The following is a 16581-nucleotide window of genomic DNA, read 5'->3' on the forward strand; positions in this document are numbered from 1 at the left end:
CGGCTTGCCAAATGCCGCCATGCCGCCCATACACGGCTTGAACAACCGCCCCGAGGGTCCGCGCCCATTTTGCCAAAGGATACTCTCCGATGTCTGTGACGCCGTCCCCGTGGTCAAAACCGTGACGGCTTCCCTCGCAAGCCTGGGCTGGACGGATTTCTTCGGCGACCAGCTTGAAGCCGATGAGGCAGACCTAGTGCCGACGCGCATCGCCTCGGTGCACCGCGACCGCCTCGCCGGCCTGTCTCTGTCAGGGCCAGTGGATCTGACGCTGCCGGCCAATGCCAACACCGGCGACTATGCCGTCGGCGACTGGGTGCTGGTCGAGCCGCATACACATCTGCTGCGCCGCCGCCTGACCCGCAAGACGGTGCTGGAGCGCCGCACACAGGGCGGCAGGGTGCCGCAGCTGGCCGCGGCCAATGTCGACACGCTGTTCATCGTGACGTCCTGCAATGCCGATTTCAACATCGCCCGGCTCGAGCGCTATCTGGCGCTGGCCAACCAGGCCGGAACGACGCCGGTGATCCTGCTGACCAAGGCCGACACCGCTGACGATGCCGAGAGATACCAAAGCCAGGCTGCCGCCCTTCAGCGTGGTTTGCCCGTAGTGACGCTGAACCCGCGCGTCGCCGATGCCGCAGCGGCGCTTGCTCCCTGGTGTGGCGCAGGGCAGACGGTGGCGCTGGTCGGCTCCTCCGGGGTCGGCAAATCGACGCTGGTCAACACGCTGGCCGGATCGGCGCAGCAATCGCCGCAACAGACCGCGGGCATCCGGGAACACGATGCCAAGGGTCGCCACACCACCACAGCCAGATCGCTGCACGCCATTGCCGGCGGCGGCTGGGTAATCGACACGCCGGGCATGCGCACGCTGCATGTCAGCGACGTCGCCTCCGGCATCGACACGCTGTTTGCCGAAATCACCGAGCTCGCACCGCTGTGCAAGTTCCGCGACTGCACCCATGTCCACGAACCGGGCTGCGCGGTGCAGGCTGCGTTGAAGGCGGGTACGCTCGACCCCGAGCGCCTTGCCCGCTGGCGCAAGCTGTCGGAGGAAAACCAAGGCAACACGCCGGTTCAGAGCGGGCCGCGCGGCAACAAATCGCCCGCGGGCCGCCCGAAGCGGCGTTGAGCGGATAGGAATTGAGGAACGAGACTTCGGAGGCCCGGCATGTGCCGGGCCTCCCTTTTTTCACTCTCCGCGCATCGTTGCCTGGAAGGTCGGCAGGTGCTTCTGCTGCGCCTCCAGCATGCGCTCGCGGTAGACGCCGTAGATGACGTCGGTGTCGTGCAGCGTCACGCCGGCAATGGTCGGCGAGGCGAAGACCGGCAGTTCGATGCCGCGCTTGGCGAGCTGCTCGGCCGTGCGCGCGATCAGCTCATGCGCCAGGATCATGGCAAGCACCGTCGACGAGCCCGACACCGGCCGGCTCCAGCCCTCGACCGGCACGATGGCGTCCTCGATCGGCGAGCAGGTGTCGATGACGAGGTCGGCGGCATCGGCCAGCCGCTTGCCGGACGAATGCGTCGCCGGTTTGTCCAGATTGTTCTTGCTGGTGACCGCGACGACGAAGATGCCGCGCTTCCTGGCGTATAGCGCGGTGTCGATGCCCGACGAGTTGCGGCCGCTATGGCCGAAGATGATGATCGAATCGCCCTTGTTGAGCGGCTGGTGGTCGAGGAATTTTTCGGCGTATTTTTCCGTACGCTCCAGCCACAAAAGCTCGCGCACGCCGCCGGCGCCGAGCACATTGTGCCACATCACGCGCGGGTCGGTCAGGGGGTTAAAGCCGACATAGCTGCCATAGCGCGGAAACACTTCCTGCACCGGCAGCACCGAATGGCCGGAGCCATAGAGATGCACCAGCCCGCCGCCCTCGAGGGAGTCGGCAAAGCGGCTGGCGGCCTGGCCAAAGGCCTCTTCATTGGCTTTCGCAGCCTGGTCGATGAGGGCGGCGAGACGGTGGATGTAGAGATCGGACACGTGGGTACTCCTGTTTGCTGTGTCGGTCTGGAATGGATCAGCTTCTCGGGTTCAGTGGCACGCGTCCGGCGCGCAGCGTCGAGCGGATTTCGTAGCGGTCGCCGCGCATGATCGAGACGGTGAATTCGAACGGGCCGCGCTCGTCGGTGGTGATGCGTTCGACGACGAAGGCCGGGCTGCCGACGGCGAGGTCGAGCAGTTCGGCGTCCGCCGCGCCGACCGCGCCGACCCGGTAGTTCTCCCGCGCGGCCACCGGCACGATCCCGTAATGGCGCTCCAGCGCCTCGTAGAGCGAGCCCTGCAGCAGGCCGGCATCGAGGAAGCCCGGCACGCGCACCGCCGACAGCTGCGCCGTCTGGATGCCGATCGGCTCGTTGTTGCCGAGCCGCAGCCTGCGAATGCGCACCACCGGATCGCCCTCTTCGATCTCCAGCGCGCCGGCAGCCGCCGCGTTGGCGGTGGTCAGGCTGCAGTCGAGCAGGCGCGAGCCCGCGACCACGCCCATATTGCCCATCTCCTGGGTAAAGCTGGTCAGCTCACGCGTGCCGGCGACCAGCGTGGTCGAGCGCACGAACGTGCCGCGGCCATGTTCGCGCCTGAGCAGCCCGGCCTCCTCGAGATTGCGCAGCGCGTGGCGCAGCGTGATACGGCTGACGCCGAACAGGGCGCACAGCCTGTCCTCCGCCGGGATCTGGTCGCCCGTTGCCCATTCGCCGCTCTTGACGATGGCGCGGATCGCCTCTTCGACCTGATACCAGAGCGGCTCCGGCCGTCTGCGGTCCGGCTGCTGAAAGCTTGCTTCGCTCATCGCACCTGCCTCCACCCTTGCCCAACGGCGCCGGCCAGCGCCGCGCCGACGAGGCCGGCGCGGGGACCGAATTTTCCGGGCTTGACGTCGATGCCGCGCAGATGCGGCGGCAGTTGGCGTCGCAGCGCTGCAAGCAGCGGCGGCCGGATCACATCCAGCGCCTCCGCCAAACCACCCGAAATCAGAACCGCTTGCGGATCGAGCAGCGCGACAGCGCCTGCAAGCGCGGTGCCGAGCTGTCGCGCCGGCAGTTCAAGCAAGGTGAGTGCGGCCAGTTCGCCGGCCTGGGCAGCGGCGATCAGCTGGCGGCCGTCGGCAAGGCCGATCTGTCCGGCAAGGGCATCAAGCGCCCGGCCCGACGCGACGCGCTCCAGCCAGCCGCTGCGCTCCTCGCCATGATCTTTGACGTCGGCGCAGGCCCAGCCGAACGAGCAGGCGCCGCCATGCGCGCCGGCAACGATGCGGCCATTGGCCAGCACCGCCGAACCGATGCCGGTGCCGATGGCGAGCAGGATCGCATCCGACATGTTTTTCGCACTGCCTTCGACAGCCTCCGCCAGCAGCGCAATCTGCGCGTCATTGCCGAGCGCTACGCGCAGTTTGGGAAACAGCGGCTGGATATCGACGCCGTCGAGGAACGGCAAGTTGGGGATCCAGCGGCAGATTGAGCCCTCGACCAGACCCGGCACCGCGATACCAAGCGCTGAGACCGACCCGGCCTCAGCGCACAGCGCGTCGATTCGCGCAATGAAGGCACCAAGGGTTGCCGGCGCCGGCTCGCTGCCCAGCGCCTCCAACGCACCGACATCGCCCGTAGATACGGCGGCGCGCAGATTGGTGCCGCCGAGATCGATGGCGAGTACCCGCCTCATCGACCGGACCCTTTGCCGAAGGGGAGCGAGAACAGGCCGCTGCCGGCATTCCACGAATGCGACGCCGCCGCGAAGGCCTGTGCATGGCGCGTGCCACGCAGGCAGCCGCGCAGCCGGTACAGCGAACTGTAGTAGTCGACATAGGGGAAGCTGCTCAGGCCGCGCGCCAGCTCATACTCCATGACCGCGTCGCGCCAGGCCTCGAACCCGTCGCTGACATCGACGAGATGCTCGGGCCGGAAGCCGTCATCGTCCTCCCAGTTCTCGCCGAACAGCAGCAGTTGCGGCGTGTGCGCCGGATGGTCGCTGGCAACGGTCGGCAGTCCGGCGAAGAAGATACCGGTCTTCGTCAAATGCGCGGCGGCGCGATGGTCCTTGTGCCAACTGCCGTGCCAATGGGTGATGACGATCTCGGGTTTCAGCTCGCGAATGATGTCGCCCACTTCGAGCGCCGTCTGATCGTCTGTGGGCAGGAAGCCGTCGCGCAGGCCAAAGCCACGCATGGCGACGCCGAGCCGCTCCGCCGCGCTGCGCGCTTCCTCTTCCTTCTGCACGCAATAATGCGCGGGAACCAGGTACGGATGGCCCTGCTCACCCATGGTCAGATGCAGGAAGGTCACCGTGGCGCCGCGCTTGACGGCAGCGGCCGCCAGCGGCCCGGCCATCACCTCTGCATCGAAGGCGTGCGCGCCGACCACCAGGATCGATTTCGCCGCATAAATCCTGTCTTCGATCATTTCATGCCCCCTCCGGTACCGACGCCTTCGCGAATCTGGCGCGCCAGCAGACAATACATGATCAGGATGGGCGCCATGGAGATCGCCAGCGAGGCGAACACCAGGCCCCAGTCGGTGCGGAACTGGCCGACGAAGACGCTGATCGCCAGCGGCACCGTCTTGTAGCGGTCGTCGAAGATGAAGATCAGCGGGAAGAAGAAATCGTTCCACACCGCGATCGCGGTGAAGATGGCCACGATCGACACCGCCGGCTTGACCATCGGCAGGATGATCTGGAACAGGATGCGCACCTCGCCGGCGCCGTCCATGCGCGCCGCCTCGTCCAACTCGGAGGGCAAGACGCGCATGAAATTGGCGAAGATGAACACGGCGAAGGGAATGCGGATCGCCGAATAGACCAGGATCAGCCCGGTCAGCGAATCCAGCAGGCCAAGATTGCGCATCAGCGTGAACAGTTCGACCGAGGCGAGCCGGATCGGCAGCATGATGCCGGACAGGAACAGGCCGAGCATGATGGCATTCCAGCCAAGCTTGTAGCGGCTGAGCGGATAGGCGGCCATCGCCGAGACGACGATGGTGAGGATGACCGCGCCGCCCGTGACGATCAGGCTGTTGATGAAATTCTGGCCGAGATCGGCGCGCGTCCAGGCGTTGATGAAATTGTCGAAGGCAAAGCTTTGCGGCAGGCCGAGCCTGTTGTCGTAGATCTCGGCCGTGGTCTTGAAACAGGAGACGACAAGGATGTAGAGCGGCAACAGCACAGCCGCCGTCCATGCGATCAGCACCGTCCAGCCGGGCAGCCGCGCCAGCTGCCGTGAGATGTCTGGCCTCTGCGCAATCGCCAGCGCGCTCATAGCTGCACCGTGCGGCGGTCGAAGAAGCGCAGCATCATGAGCGTGCCGATGCTGAGGATCAAAAACAGCACGGTGCCGAGCGCCAGCGCCAGACCGATATCGGTGATGCCGACAGCGCCTTCCGCGCCGAAGGCCAGCCGGTAGAAGTAGGTCACCAGCGTGTCGGTCGAATAGCTCGGATTGCCCTGCACGCCCTGCATGACATAGACGATGTCGAACTGGTTGAAGGTGTTGATGAACGACAGCGTCGTCAGCGTGCCCAGCGCCGGCATCAGCAGCGGCAGCGCGATCGAGAACAGCATGCGCGCATTGCCGGCGCCGTCAAGTTTTGCCGCCTCGAAAATCTGGCCGGAAATCTGCCGCAGACCTGCCGTGTAGATCAGCACCGGCAGGCCCATCCAGTTCCAGGCATCGACGGCGATCAGCATGGCGAGCGCGGTGTGGCTGTTGCCGAGCACGGTCAGGCTGCCTTGGTGCAGGCCAAGCCCGTTCAGCGCCCATTCGACGACGCCGCCCGGTGCCAAAAGCAACCGCCACAGCGCGCCGACGATGACCGGGCTCAGCACCGCCGGAAAGAAGAACACCGACTGGAAGAACGCAGCACCCCTGTCGCGCAGGAACAGCAGCCAGGCGAACAAAAGCCCGATTCCGTTCTGGAACAGCATGATGCCGAAGAACCAGGCGGTGTTGTGCCACAGCGCGCCGTAGAGCCGCGCGCCGCTGGGGAAAACGAACAGCCTTGAGAAATTCGACAGGCCGGCGAACTCGACCATGCGCAGCCCCTTCCAGACGAAGAAGCTGCCCCAGAGCGACATCCCCAGGGGATAGAGGACGAACAGCGCATAGACCGCCAGCGCCGGCAGGGTGAACAGCACGGCCATGCGCTGCTGCGTGCGGCGAAGGCTGCTGGTGCGGCGAAGGGTGCTCATGCGCTTTTCTGGTCCGTGAGAGGCCGGCCGCTTTTGCGACTGGCCGCGCCTACTGCTTCGGCTTGAACCAGGTGGCGACCGCGGCCTGCATGTCGGCCGCCAGCTTCTCCGGCGCGATGTTGCCTTCGACCATGTCGATGATCTCCGACTGCAGCACCGAAGACGCCGTCGGCGACTGCCAGCGGAAGCCGACCAGCGTCAGATACGGCGTCGAATTCTTCGCCATCTCCATCATCGCGGCCAGCACTGGATCCTTCACCGTCACATCCGTGCGGGCCGGCGGCCAGCCGAGCTCGTCGGCGAACATCTGCGCGAACTCTGCCGAAGCCATGAAGCCCAGCACCTTGGTCGCGGCTTCCTTGTTCTGGCTCTCGGAGACCAGGCCATAGGAGCCGTCGGAGAAGGCCGAGGTGTAGAGTTTTGCCCCGGCATCGTCGGCGGGGAACGGGAAGATCGAGAATTTCAGCTTCGGGTTCTGCGCCTTGAAGCTGCCGTTCTCGAACGAACCGCCGAGGAACATCGCCGCCTTGCCGCCGATGAACTGCTGCGTGGCGGTGGTGTAGTCGATGCCGGCGAAGCCGTCGGGGAAATACGGCTTCAGCTCGGCGAAGCGCTTCAGCGCCGCGACATAGCGCGGATCCTCGAAGGTCGCCTTGCCGCTCATCATCTCGTCGTAGAATTCAGGACCATAGACGGTCGGGCCGACGACGCCGACGGCGATCTCCAGTTCCCAGGCCGAGCCGTTGGCGCCGCCGGTGGCGATCGGCGTGATGCCGGCCGCCTTCAGCTTCTCACAGGCGGCGGTGAAATCCTTGTAGGTCTTCGGTATCTCGATGCCCTGGGCGGCGAAGATATCCTGGTTGTAGAAGACGCCCATCATCGGCACCGAATAGGGCACGCCATAGAGCTTGCCGTCGCTGCGGCCGCGCGCGCCGCCAAGCGCCGCGTCCTCCATGTTCTTCAGCTCCGGCACGCTGTCGTCCAGCGCGTCGAGATAGCCGGCCTCGACGAAGGGCTGCAATTCGCCATAGGCCTTGAGCTGGGCGATGTCGGGCCCGCGCCCGCCGCGCAGCGCCGTGCTCAGCCGGTTCTGGTAGTCGGCATCGGGCGTGAACTGGATGGCGACCTTGATGCCGGGGTTCTTCGCCTCGAAGGCATCGAAGATGCGGCGCATCGCTGCCTCGTCCTCGGTGCGCCAGCTCCACAGCGTCACCGTGCTGTCGGCGGCTCGCGCCGGCAATGAGGCGAAGACGCCGGCGCAGGCGGCGGCAAGGCCGCCGATCAGGCCAAGTGCTGCGCGCCGGTCAAGTGAAAGCATGCTCATTGCCAGTCTCCCATTGTTCTCTGTCCTTGGCGTCCCGCGGCATTTCCTGCCGTGAGAGAGTCATTGGCTCGGGAAAAGTCATTATAATGACATAGCGGCATTCGCAAGAGGTCTGCTGCGCCTCAGGAATGGCGGCGTTGGCCCCTCACGACATTGCAGTACCCGCATCCGTTTGTTACCTAACGATAAATATCCACATTCCAGCGCTGCAAAGAAATCTGTGACCGTTCCATGTGAGACTTTTTCGCCAGCAAGCCCTTGCGTCGCCGCGCTGACTTGTCATAACGTCATTGTGAACCGATAGGAGGATGAGGAATGTCGTTTGCCTGGACGTCGAAACTGGCACTGGCCGCAGGCCTCGCCATCCTGCCCACCACCGGCTGGGCGCAATCGGTCAACATCTCCTATCTCACCCACTGGTCGCCGGAGACGGCCGCGCTGCTGGAAGCGGCGGCCAAGGATTACGCCAAGACCAATCCGGATGTCAGCGTCACCGTGCGCGCCGTCCCCTTCGGCGACCTCCTGACCACGCTGCGCTCGCAAGGCGGCGGCGCGGACGGCCCGACGATCGGCGGCATCTACGATCTCTGGTTGCCGGAACTGGCGCGCGACAAGCTGGTCGCGCCCGCCCCCGATGCGGTGGCCAGCGAGGTCAAGGCCGCATGGCCGGCGGGCATCACCAGCGCCGCCTCGGTCGGCGGCACGCTCTACGGCATCCCCAACGAAATCGACGTCTATGCGCTGAACTACAACAAGGCGCTGTTCAAGCAGGCCGGCATCGCGGCGCCACCCAAGACCTGGGACGAGTTCAAGGATGCGGCCAAGAAGCTGACCAACCAGGATGCGGGACAGCAAGGCTTCGGCATGATCAACTCCTGGGCGGCCGGCGTCGTCCACCCCTTCGCCTCGCTGCTGGTCTCCAATGGCGGCGACCTGGTCAAGGACGGCAAGCCGGTGCTCGACAGCCCGCAGGCCGCGGAGACTTTCCAGCTCTATGAAGACCTGATCAAGTCGGGCGCCAGCGTGCCGTCGATGGCGACAGCCGACGCCAACACCACCGGCCCCTTCCTCGACAATTTCGTCTCCGGCAAGACCGGCATGATCATCATGGCCAATTGGTGGGAGAGCGCGCTGAAGGCCGGCATGGGCGACAGATTCGCCGACATTGCAACGGCGCCGATTCCCGTCGGCCCGAGCGGCGACAAGCCGCATTCGATCTCCTACTCCTGGATGACCGTGGTCAACGCCAATGCAGGTGCCGCCGAGCAGAAGGCGGCGTGGGACTTCCTCGCCTGGCTGAACAATCCAAAGTCCGGAAAGAACGGCGCTTCCGCGATGTCGGATATCCTCATGTCGATGGGCATCCTGCCCTCACGCCTCTCCGACATCGAGGCGCACAAGGACAAGCTCGGCTCGGAATTCCTCTCCGGCTATGTCAGCGTGCTCACCGACGCCAAGCCGTTCCCGGTGGTGCCGGGCGGCCAGGAATTCTCGGAATCGCTGCAGCAGACGCTCGAGGCGTTGCAGTATGGCCAGGTCTCGGCCAAGGATGCGCAGGCGACGGCGCAGGCCGACGCCATTTCGATCCTGGAGCGCGCCGCCAAATAATGATTCAGAGGTACCGTGCCTCGGCGGGCATCATGCTGGCGCCCGCCGTGACGCTGATCGGCATCTTCGTCCTGTTGCCGATGCTGCTCACCGTCTGGCTGTCGTTCCAGGACTGGTCGACGCAGACGCCGTTTTCCAGCGCCAGCTTCATCGGCCTCGACAATTTCCACGAGATTTTCGGGGCCACCTCGATCGGCCGCGACTTCAAGGCCGCGCTCACGAACACAGCCGTCTACACCGCGCTCTCCGTCGTCCTCATCCTGCCTCTGTCGGTGGCCTTCGGCCTGATGGTCTACCAGCGCGATGTCGCCGGCGGCACGGCGCTGCGCACGGTGCTGTTTGCCACCTACATGGTGCCGATGATCGCGGTGGCGCTGGTCTGGTCGAAGCTTTATTCGCCGAGCGAAGGGCCGCTCAACCAGATGCTCGGCCTGATCGGCATGGGACCACAGCCCTTCCTGTCGTCGCCGCGCTCGGCGCTGATCTCGATCATCTTCCTCAATGTCTGGCAACAGGTCGGTTACTTCACCGTTTTGGCGATCGCCGGGCTGACGCAGATCCAAGGCAGCCTCTACGAGGCGGCGAAGCTCGATGGCGCCAGCCGCTTCGAGCAGTTCCGCTTCATCACGCTGCCGCTGATGCGGCGCACGCTGTTGTTCAGCGCCGTCATCGCCATCATTAACGCCGTGCAGGTGTTCGAGCCGGTTGCCCTGATCACGCAGGGCGGGCCGGTCGGCTCGACCAATGTGCTGACCTACCACATCCGCCGCGTCGGCATCGAGCGTGCGCAGGGTGGACTGGGTTCGGCCATGGCGGTGATGCTGATGCTTTCGCTGATCGTCGTCGTCTGCGCGCTGTTTGCCTTCGCCAACCGGAAGAACGACGAATGAGTGCGGAATCGTCGAGCCGGCTGTCGCGCAGGCGCCTGTCCGGCCGCAAGGCGCTGCTGGCGACGCTGATGCTGCTGGTCGCCGTCGCCTCGGCCTTCCCGCTGGTATGGATGGTGCTGTCGAGCCTCAAGACGCCGGCCGAGAGCATGCAGGTGCCGCCGGTGTGGATCCCCCTTACGCCGAGCTTCGACGCCTATGAGAAGGTGTCGGGCGTGGTCAATGTCGGCCGCTCGATGTGGAATTCTCTGGTCATCGCCTCGATCACCACCGCCGGCATTCTGCTGACCAGCATGATGGCCGGCTACGCCTTCGCCAAATACCACTTCCCCGCCAAGTCGCTGCTGTTTTCTGTGCTGATCGCCACCATGTTCCTGCCGCCGATCGTGACGCTGATCCCGCTCTATCGCCTGGTCGGCTCGATCGGCCTCAACGCCAGCCTCGCCGGCATCATCGTGCCCAATCTCGCCAATGCTTTCGGCATCTTCCTGATGCGCCAGTTCATCTCCGGCGTGCCCGACGAGCTCATCGACGCCGCGCGCATGGACGGCGCCTCGGAGTTCTTGATCCTCTACAAGATCGTCGCGCCGAGCGTCGCCCCCGCAATCGCGGCTCTGGCCCTCTTCGCCTTCGTCTATCACTGGAACAGCTATCTGTGGCCGCTGACCGTGCTGCAGGGCAATGCCGACGCCTATCCGATCGTCATCAGCCTGAGCCGGTTGCTGAGCTACAACAGGGGCGCGGTCAACACCGGCCTGGTGATGGCCGGCGCGACGCTGGCCGTGCTGCCGCCGCTCATCCTGTTCGCCTTCCTGCAGCGCTTCTTCGTCGATTCCATCGTCGGCTCGGCGATCAAGGGATAGCTCGCCTCACCCGAACCGTGCCGCCGTCCAAGCCCCACCCGCAGCATTCGACTCCACCGCCGCCGCCACAAACTTCACCCCGCGCGCGCCATCGACGACATCGGGCACCTGTGCCGCGCGCGCCGGATCAACCGACCCGCCCGAACGGTGCGCGCGAATGATGTCGGCGGCGTCGCGGTAGAAATTGGCGAAGGCCTCGATATATCCCTCCGGATGCGCCGCCGGCATGCGCGACACGCGCTGGCTCTCAGTGGTCGAGCCATGGCCGCCGCGCACCAGCGTGCGGGTCTCCTCGCCGTAGATGGAGAAGCGCAGTTCTTCCGGCCGGCCGCCCGACCATTCGAGCCCGGCTTTGTCGCCATAGATGCGCACCGAGAGATCATTGTAGTGGCCGGGCGAGGTCTGGCTGGCGAGGATCGTGCCGCGCGCCCCGCCCGTCCAGTGCACCAGCACATGCGCATTGTCGTCGAGCCGGCGTCTGGGGACGGCGGTGAACAGATCGGCCGACACCGCCTCGGCCTCACAGCCGGAGATATAGCTTGCCAGGTTGAAGGCATGCACGCCGATATCGGCCAGCACCGCCGACTGCCCGGCGCGCGCCGGATCGGTGCGCCACTCCGCCTGCTTCTGGCCCTCGGCGTCGATCGGCTTGGTCAGCCAGTCCTGGATGTAGGCGCCATGCACGGACACGATGCGGCCAAGCGCGCCCGCCGCCACCATCTCGCGCGCCTGGCGGACCATGGCGTAGCCGGTGTTGTTGAGCGTGACGACGAAGCGTCGCTTTTTCTCCCGCGCCAGCGCCACCAATGCTTCTGCGTCGGCCAGCGTCGTCGACAGCGGCTTGTCGCAGATCACGTCGATGCCGGCCTCGAGAAAGGCCGTGGCGATCGGCGCGTGCAGATGGTTGGGCGTGACGATGACCACCGCCTCGATGCCGTCCGGCCGCGCCGCTTCGGCTCGTGCCATGGCGCGATAATCGGCATAGCTGCGCTCGGGCGCGATGCCGATCACGGCGGCCGATGCGGCGGCGTTTTCCGGGTCCGACGACAGCGCGCCGGCGACCAGCACGATCTGGTCGTCGAGGCGCATGGCGAGCCGATGCACCGCGCCGATGAAAGCGTTGCGGCCGCCGCCGACCATGCCGACCCGCAGCCGCTTGCCCGCCGATCCGTCCGATGTTGCGTAGACCATGTTTCCTCCTGGGAAGACAGTTTTGCCGTCGTCGAGTTCTGTCCCGCCCCCCTCTGTCCTACCGGACATCTCCCCCACGAGGGGGGAGATCAGGCACCACAGCGGCCTTCGCCAATCTCAGACGTCGCAAGAGGGCGCCGAAGGCGAAACTGCCAATCTCCCCACCCGTGGGGGAGATGTCCGGCAGGACAGAGGGGGGCGCCGTAGAGCGCTGCTTTTGACCGCTCGCATCAGTCACACTTTCGAACATGATTTCCAATTTTCATATTGTAAAACGATCGTATCGCGCTAGCCTGAAATCATGACTGGGGCAAGCAAGGCATCCGGACGGTCCAGCACCGACGAGGCGGCGACGCGCAAGCGCGGGCGCTCCCTGGCAGCACTCGGCTATATCCAGCCGCAGACCTACGAGGAGCTGCGCGCCGTGCTGTCGTCGGGCACGGTGCATTTCCCCAAGCGGCTGCGCCAGGTGGCAATCTTCCTGTGGCAGCATCCGAGCGACGTCGCGCTCGGCACCATCGCGCAGGTTGCGGCACAGGCCGGCGTGCAGCCCTCGACTCTGGTGCGCTTTGCCCAGATCTTCGGTTATTCCGGCTTTTCCGATTTCCAGGGCCTGTTCAAGGAGCACATCAAGGGCTCATGGCCGGAAGGGCGCGGCGAGCCGCGCACTGAGACCGAGCCGAATCTGCATTTCCTGCACGGCATGGTCGGCGCATCGCAGGCCTCGCTTGGCCGCATCGAGGCCGGCTTCGATGTCGAGAGTTTCGACAAGATGGTGGCGCTGCTGGCAGCGGCCGAGTTGATCTATGTCATCGGCTCCAAGCGCGCCTTTCCCGTCACCGCCTATCTCTCGCTGACGCTCTCGCAGCAGGGCGTGCGCAACGTGCTGGTCGACAATGTCGGCTCCTCCGCACTCGACCAGATCGGCTGCATCGGCGGCCGGGATGCCGTGCTCGCTGTCTCCTTCAGCCCCTACAATTCGATCACGCCCGATCTCGTCGCGGTGGCGCATGAGCGCAAGGCGCGTATCGTCACCGTCACCGACAGCACCTTCAGCCCGCTGACCCCGCTCTCGGACAGCTGGCTGGAAGTGGTGGAATCCGACTTTGCCGGCTTCCGCTCACTGGCGGCCTCGCTCGCCGTTGGGATGGCGCTGGTCCATGGCGTGGCGACGCTGCGCGGCGAATGAGGCGTCACTGGTCCAATTGACTATCGGGAATTGCCGTTCCATATTTCTCAAAATAGAAACTTTATTCCCGGGAGGAGGAATGGAGATCCGGCTTGACGGCAAGGTGGCTCTGGTCACCGGGTCGACGCAAGGCATTGGCCGCGCCATTGCCGAGACGCTGGCACGTTCCGGTGCCGCCGGGCTGTTGGTCACCGGGCGCGAGAGGGCGCGTGGCGAGGCCGTGGCGGCCGAGCTTTCGCAATTGGGCACGCCGACCATCTTCGTCGCCGCCGACCTTGCCGATCCTGACGCCCCCACCCTTCTGGCGCAGGCCTGCATCGAGCGCTTCGGCCGCATCGATGCGCTGGTCAACGCCGCCGGCCTGACCGATCGCGCCTCTTTCCTCGACGCCAGCCTCGACGATTGGGCGGCGCTGTTTGCCGTCAATGCGCGCGCGCCGTTCTTCCTGATGCAGGCGGCGATTGCCGACATGAAGCAGCGCGGCCAAGGTGGCGCCATTCTCAACATTCTGTCGATCAATGCCCATTGCGGCTCGCCGGAGCTTGCCGTCTATTCAGCCACCAAGGGCGCGCTGGCGACGCTGACCAGGAACGCCGCCAACGCCCACCGCTTCGACCGCATCCGCGTCAACGGCATCAATGTCGGCTGGACCGACACGCCGGCCGAACGCATCATGCAGGCGGAGACATTGGGCAACGGCCCCGGCTGGCTCGACAAGGCCAATGCCGCGCAGCCTTTCGGGCGGCTGCTGACCCCGAACGACATCGCCAGCCTCGCCGTCTTCCTGCTGTCCGACGCCGCCGGCCCGATGACCGGCGCGGTCATCGACCAGGAGCAGGCGGTGATCGGAGCGAACCGGTGAGCGCTTCCACCGAAACGCTTGGGCCGGCGCTGCTCGATCGCTTGCCGGCTTCGGTCCAGACACCGTCCTACGACCGCACGATGCTGGCGCCCGGCATGGCGCATCTCGGCGTCGGCGCCTTCCATCGCTGCCATCAGGCCGAATACACCGACGATCTCATCTCGCTGCGCTTCGACCGCTGGGGCATCGTCGGCATCAACATCCGTCCGCCCCGCCTTGCCGACACGCTGGGACGGCAGGGCGGGCTCTACACAAGGCTGATCCGCGAGAACAGCCACATCGAGGCGCGCGTCATCGGCAGCATCGTCCGGGTGGTCGACAGCCAGGAGAGTGCGGCACCGGCGCTCGGCGTGCTGATCTCACCCGATATCGAGCTGGTGACGATGACGGTGACCGAAAAAGGCTATTGCCACATCCCGTCCAGCGGCGAACTCGACCTTGGCCATCCCGACATCGTCCACGACCTCGCCAACCCCGAGACGCCACGCAGCGTGCCCGGCCTGCTGGTGCGGGCGCTGGAGCAGCGCAGGGCCACACATGAGCGACCCATAACGTTTCTCTCCTGTGACAACATCCCGACCAACGGTACTATTCTGAACAATGTCGTGCGGACGTTTGCCGAACGGCGGAGCAAAGGGCTGGCCCGCTGGATAGAGGCCAATGTCGCGTTCCCCGCGGCCATGGTCGACCGCATCGCGCCGGCGGTGACGCAGGATGACCTCGACAGTGTCGAACAATGGTTCGGCTACCACGATGCCGCCGTCGCTGTCGGTGAGCCGTTCCGGCAATGGGTGATCGAGGAAAAATTCGCCGGCCGCATGCCGCGCTGGGATCTGGTCGGCGCCACCTTTGTCGACGACGTCACGCCGTTTGAGCATCTCAAGATGCGGGTGCTGAATGGCGCCCAGACGGCACTCGCCACGCTCGGCGTTCTGGCTGGTCTCGAGCACACATCGGATGCAATGGCCGACCCGCTGCTGTCGGACTTCATCAGGCGCATGCTGGTCGAAGAGACTGTGCCGACGCTGATGCCGGTGCCGGGCATCCTGCCGCTTGCCTATGTCGAGCAGAGCCTCGGCCGGCTGAAGAACACCGCGATCCGCCACCGCAACCACCAGGTCGCAACCGACGGTTCGCAGAAGATCGTCCAGCGCCTGCTCAACCCGATCCGCGACCGGCTTGCGATGGGCCAGAGCATCGGCCTGCTGTCGGTGCCGGTCGCCGGCTGGATGGCCTATCTGATCCAGGCCTCGGAACGTTTCGGCAGACGCTGGCCGGTGTCGGATCCCTATGCCGGCAAGGTCGCCGCAATCGCCGACGCGACGGGTCCCGATGCCAGCGCGCTGGTGTCCGCCATCCTTGCCATCGACGGGATATTCGACCCCGGCCTTGCCGTTGACGGGACGTTCCGCGCGGCCGTCACATCGGCGCTGGGCGACCTGCTGTCGGACGATCCGATGGCGGCTGTCCGGCACAGTCTCGAACAAGATGAGGTCGCGAGGTTGAAGCGATCCAAACAATCGGCATTATAGTCGTCGGGTCTAGGGAGGCAGAATGAAACTAGGAGTGCTTACAGCACCTTTTGCGGAGACGCCGCTTGGCGAGGTCGCCGGCTGGGCGCACTCGGCCGGCTTCGAGGCGCTGGAAATCGCCTGCTGGCCGAAGACCTCCGGCGCGACGCGGCGCTATGCCGGCACCAGCCATATCGATGCCGCTTCCACCTCGCCCGCGCAGGCCAAGGAGATCGTCGCTTCGCTGACGGAGAAGAAGCTGACGGTCTCCGGCCTCGGCTACTATCCCAACCCACTGCATCCGGACCCTGCCCATCGCGAGGCCGTCATCGGCCATCTGAAGAAGGTCATCGTGCTGGCCGCCAATATGGGCGTGCCGGTCGTCAACACCTTCTGCGGTGGCGATGCCTCGAAGACCGTCGACGTCAACTGGCAGGACGCGCTGAAAGTCTGGCCCGAGACCGTCGCCTATGCGCGCGGCCACGGGGTAAAACTCGCCTTCGAGAACTGCCCGATGATCTTCAGCTATGACGAATGGCCGGGCGGGCACAACATCGCCTATTCGCCGCTGGTCTGGCGGCGCATCCTCGAAACCTGGGGCGGCGAGGTCGGCATGAATTTCGACCCCTCGCACCTGGTCTGGCAAATGATCGACCAGGGCCGCTTCATCAAGGAGTTCGGCCCCTACATGCTGCATGTCCACGCCAAGGATTTGATGATCGATCATGATGGTTTGTATGAGCGCGGAATCCTTTCCGCCGGGATAGGCTGGCAGGTGCCGCGCATGCCGGGATTGGGCGATGTCGACTGGAGCGGCTTCTTCTCCGGCCTCTACCGCGCCGGCTATGACGGCTCGGTCATCATCGAACATGAGGACAGGCGGTTCGAAGGCAGCGACGATGCGGTGAAGCGGGGCTTCCTGCTCGCCCGCGACGTGCTGCGCCCCTTCGTCAAATGAC

Annotated in this window: 16 protein-coding genes; 8 read left to right on the forward strand and 8 right to left on the reverse strand. The window is 65.5% G+C overall.

The window, feature by feature from the left end; genetic code table 11:
• The first annotated feature begins 121 nt into the window (after positions 1-121).
• Positions 122-1135, forward strand: coding sequence for a ribosome small subunit-dependent GTPase A (rsgA, locus tag ACYG9Z_RS08995; protein WP_245259850.1), 1014 nt, complete (start codon positions 122-124; stop codon positions 1133-1135).
• A gap of 60 nt (positions 1136-1195) precedes the next feature.
• On the opposite strand, the gene ACYG9Z_RS09000 is transcribed toward rsgA, so the two are convergent.
• From ACYG9Z_RS09000 to ACYG9Z_RS09030, 7 genes are read right to left on the reverse strand one after another with little or no spacing between them, the layout of a single operon-like run.
• The gene (locus ACYG9Z_RS09000; protein WP_023700933.1) at positions 1196-1987 is read right to left on the reverse strand and encodes a sugar isomerase domain-containing protein; all 792 of its coding nucleotides are present in this window, start codon (positions 1985-1987) and stop codon (positions 1196-1198) included.
• A gap of 37 nt (positions 1988-2024) precedes the next feature.
• Positions 2025-2795: a GntR family transcriptional regulator gene (locus ACYG9Z_RS09005; protein WP_023683130.1), complete on the reverse strand. Its 771-nt coding sequence runs from the start codon at positions 2793-2795 to the stop codon at positions 2025-2027.
• Entirely contained in the window at positions 2792-3667 is an 876-nt protein-coding gene (locus tag ACYG9Z_RS09010; protein WP_023751376.1) for an ROK family protein, read from the reverse strand. The genes ACYG9Z_RS09005 and ACYG9Z_RS09010 overlap by 4 nt, the downstream gene beginning before the upstream one ends.
• Positions 3664-4404, reverse strand: coding sequence for a PIG-L deacetylase family protein (locus ACYG9Z_RS09015; RefSeq protein WP_031243991.1), 741 nt, complete (start codon positions 4402-4404; stop codon positions 3664-3666). The genes ACYG9Z_RS09010 and ACYG9Z_RS09015 overlap by 4 nt, the downstream gene beginning before the upstream one ends.
• Positions 4401-5258 carry a carbohydrate ABC transporter permease gene (locus ACYG9Z_RS09020; RefSeq protein WP_023751378.1) on the reverse strand — a complete coding sequence of 286 codons (858 nt, stop codon included), beginning with the start codon at positions 5256-5258 and terminating at the stop codon, positions 4401-4403. Before ACYG9Z_RS09020 ends, ACYG9Z_RS09015 begins: the two co-directional genes overlap by 4 nt.
• A complete protein-coding gene (locus ACYG9Z_RS09025; protein WP_027049764.1) occupies positions 5255-6187 on the reverse strand; it encodes a carbohydrate ABC transporter permease in 933 nt (310 codons plus the stop codon). Before ACYG9Z_RS09025 ends, ACYG9Z_RS09020 begins: the two co-directional genes overlap by 4 nt.
• Before the next feature lie 49 nt (positions 6188-6236).
• Positions 6237-7511 carry an extracellular solute-binding protein gene (locus ACYG9Z_RS09030; RefSeq protein WP_023751379.1) on the reverse strand — a complete coding sequence of 425 codons (1275 nt, stop codon included), beginning with the start codon at positions 7509-7511 and terminating at the stop codon, positions 6237-6239.
• Positions 7512-7826: 315 nt separating this feature from the next.
• On the opposite strand from ACYG9Z_RS09030, the gene ACYG9Z_RS09035 reads away from it, so the two are divergent.
• The 3 genes from ACYG9Z_RS09035 to ACYG9Z_RS09045 are packed head-to-tail and all read left to right on the forward strand — an operon-like array spanning position 7827 to position 10869.
• Positions 7827-9119, forward strand: coding sequence for an ABC transporter substrate-binding protein (locus ACYG9Z_RS09035; protein ID WP_023751380.1), 1293 nt, complete (start codon positions 7827-7829; stop codon positions 9117-9119).
• Positions 9119-10009: a carbohydrate ABC transporter permease gene (locus tag ACYG9Z_RS09040; protein ID WP_023726491.1), complete on the forward strand. Its 891-nt coding sequence runs from the start codon at positions 9119-9121 to the stop codon at positions 10007-10009. The genes ACYG9Z_RS09035 and ACYG9Z_RS09040 overlap by 1 nt, the downstream gene beginning before the upstream one ends.
• Positions 10006-10869, forward strand: a complete 864-nt coding sequence (locus ACYG9Z_RS09045; RefSeq protein ID WP_023751381.1) for a carbohydrate ABC transporter permease — start codon at positions 10006-10008, stop codon at positions 10867-10869. The genes ACYG9Z_RS09040 and ACYG9Z_RS09045 overlap by 4 nt, the downstream gene beginning before the upstream one ends.
• Positions 10870-10875: 6 nt before the next feature.
• Here the strand turns inward: ACYG9Z_RS09045 and ACYG9Z_RS09050 are convergent, their stop codons facing one another.
• Entirely contained in the window at positions 10876-12060 is a 1185-nt protein-coding gene (locus ACYG9Z_RS09050; protein ID WP_023737575.1) for a Gfo/Idh/MocA family protein, read from the reverse strand.
• 301 nt (positions 12061-12361) lie between these two features.
• Here ACYG9Z_RS09050 and ACYG9Z_RS09055 point away from each other — a divergent pair, with 301 nt between their 5' ends.
• The 4 genes from ACYG9Z_RS09055 (at position 12362) to ACYG9Z_RS09070 (ending at position 16580) form a co-directional block, all read left to right on the forward strand.
• Positions 12362-13249: a MurR/RpiR family transcriptional regulator gene (locus ACYG9Z_RS09055; RefSeq protein WP_023744115.1), complete on the forward strand. Its 888-nt coding sequence runs from the start codon at positions 12362-12364 to the stop codon at positions 13247-13249.
• A 79-nt stretch (positions 13250-13328) separates the two neighbouring features.
• The gene (locus tag ACYG9Z_RS09060) at positions 13329-14111 is read left to right on the forward strand and encodes an SDR family oxidoreductase (protein ID WP_023744114.1); all 783 of its coding nucleotides are present in this window, start codon (positions 13329-13331) and stop codon (positions 14109-14111) included.
• Positions 14108-15643: a mannitol dehydrogenase family protein gene (locus tag ACYG9Z_RS09065; RefSeq protein ID WP_023751382.1), complete on the forward strand. Its 1536-nt coding sequence runs from the start codon at positions 14108-14110 to the stop codon at positions 15641-15643. Before ACYG9Z_RS09060 ends, ACYG9Z_RS09065 begins: the two co-directional genes overlap by 4 nt.
• Before the next feature lie 22 nt (positions 15644-15665).
• Entirely contained in the window at positions 15666-16580 is a 915-nt protein-coding gene (locus tag ACYG9Z_RS09070) for a sugar phosphate isomerase/epimerase family protein (protein ID WP_023751383.1), read from the forward strand.
• Position 16581: the final 1 nt, after the last annotated feature.

The organism is Mesorhizobium sp. RSR380A, assembly GCF_054719385.1.

Coding starts and splice junctions, on each gene's coding strand:
- ACYG9Z_RS09040 (WP_023726491.1), top strand. CDS start 9,119: ATGATTCAGAGGTACCGTGCCTCGGCGGGCATCATGCTGGCGCCCGCC.
- ACYG9Z_RS09035 (WP_023751380.1), top strand. CDS start 7,827: ATGTCGTTTGCCTGGACGTCGAAACTGGCACTGGCCGCAGGCCTCGCC.
- ACYG9Z_RS09025 (WP_027049764.1), bottom strand. CDS start 6,187: ATGAGCACCCTTCGCCGCACCAGCAGCCTTCGCCGCACGCAGCAGCGC.
- ACYG9Z_RS09060 (WP_023744114.1), top strand. CDS start 13,329: ATGGAGATCCGGCTTGACGGCAAGGTGGCTCTGGTCACCGGGTCGACG.
- ACYG9Z_RS09070 (WP_023751383.1), top strand. CDS start 15,666: ATGAAACTAGGAGTGCTTACAGCACCTTTTGCGGAGACGCCGCTTGGC.
- ACYG9Z_RS09050 (WP_023737575.1), bottom strand. CDS start 12,060: ATGGTCTACGCAACATCGGACGGATCGGCGGGCAAGCGGCTGCGGGTC.
- ACYG9Z_RS09015 (WP_031243991.1), bottom strand. CDS start 4,404: ATGATCGAAGACAGGATTTATGCGGCGAAATCGATCCTGGTGGTCGGC.
- ACYG9Z_RS09045 (WP_023751381.1), top strand. CDS start 10,006: ATGAGTGCGGAATCGTCGAGCCGGCTGTCGCGCAGGCGCCTGTCCGGC.
- ACYG9Z_RS09010 (WP_023751376.1), bottom strand. CDS start 3,667: ATGAGGCGGGTACTCGCCATCGATCTCGGCGGCACCAATCTGCGCGCC.
- ACYG9Z_RS09005 (WP_023683130.1), bottom strand. CDS start 2,795: ATGAGCGAAGCAAGCTTTCAGCAGCCGGACCGCAGACGGCCGGAGCCG.
- ACYG9Z_RS09020 (WP_023751378.1), bottom strand. CDS start 5,258: ATGAGCGCGCTGGCGATTGCGCAGAGGCCAGACATCTCACGGCAGCTG.
- ACYG9Z_RS09030 (WP_023751379.1), bottom strand. CDS start 7,511: ATGAGCATGCTTTCACTTGACCGGCGCGCAGCACTTGGCCTGATCGGC.
- ACYG9Z_RS09055 (WP_023744115.1), top strand. CDS start 12,362: ATGACTGGGGCAAGCAAGGCATCCGGACGGTCCAGCACCGACGAGGCG.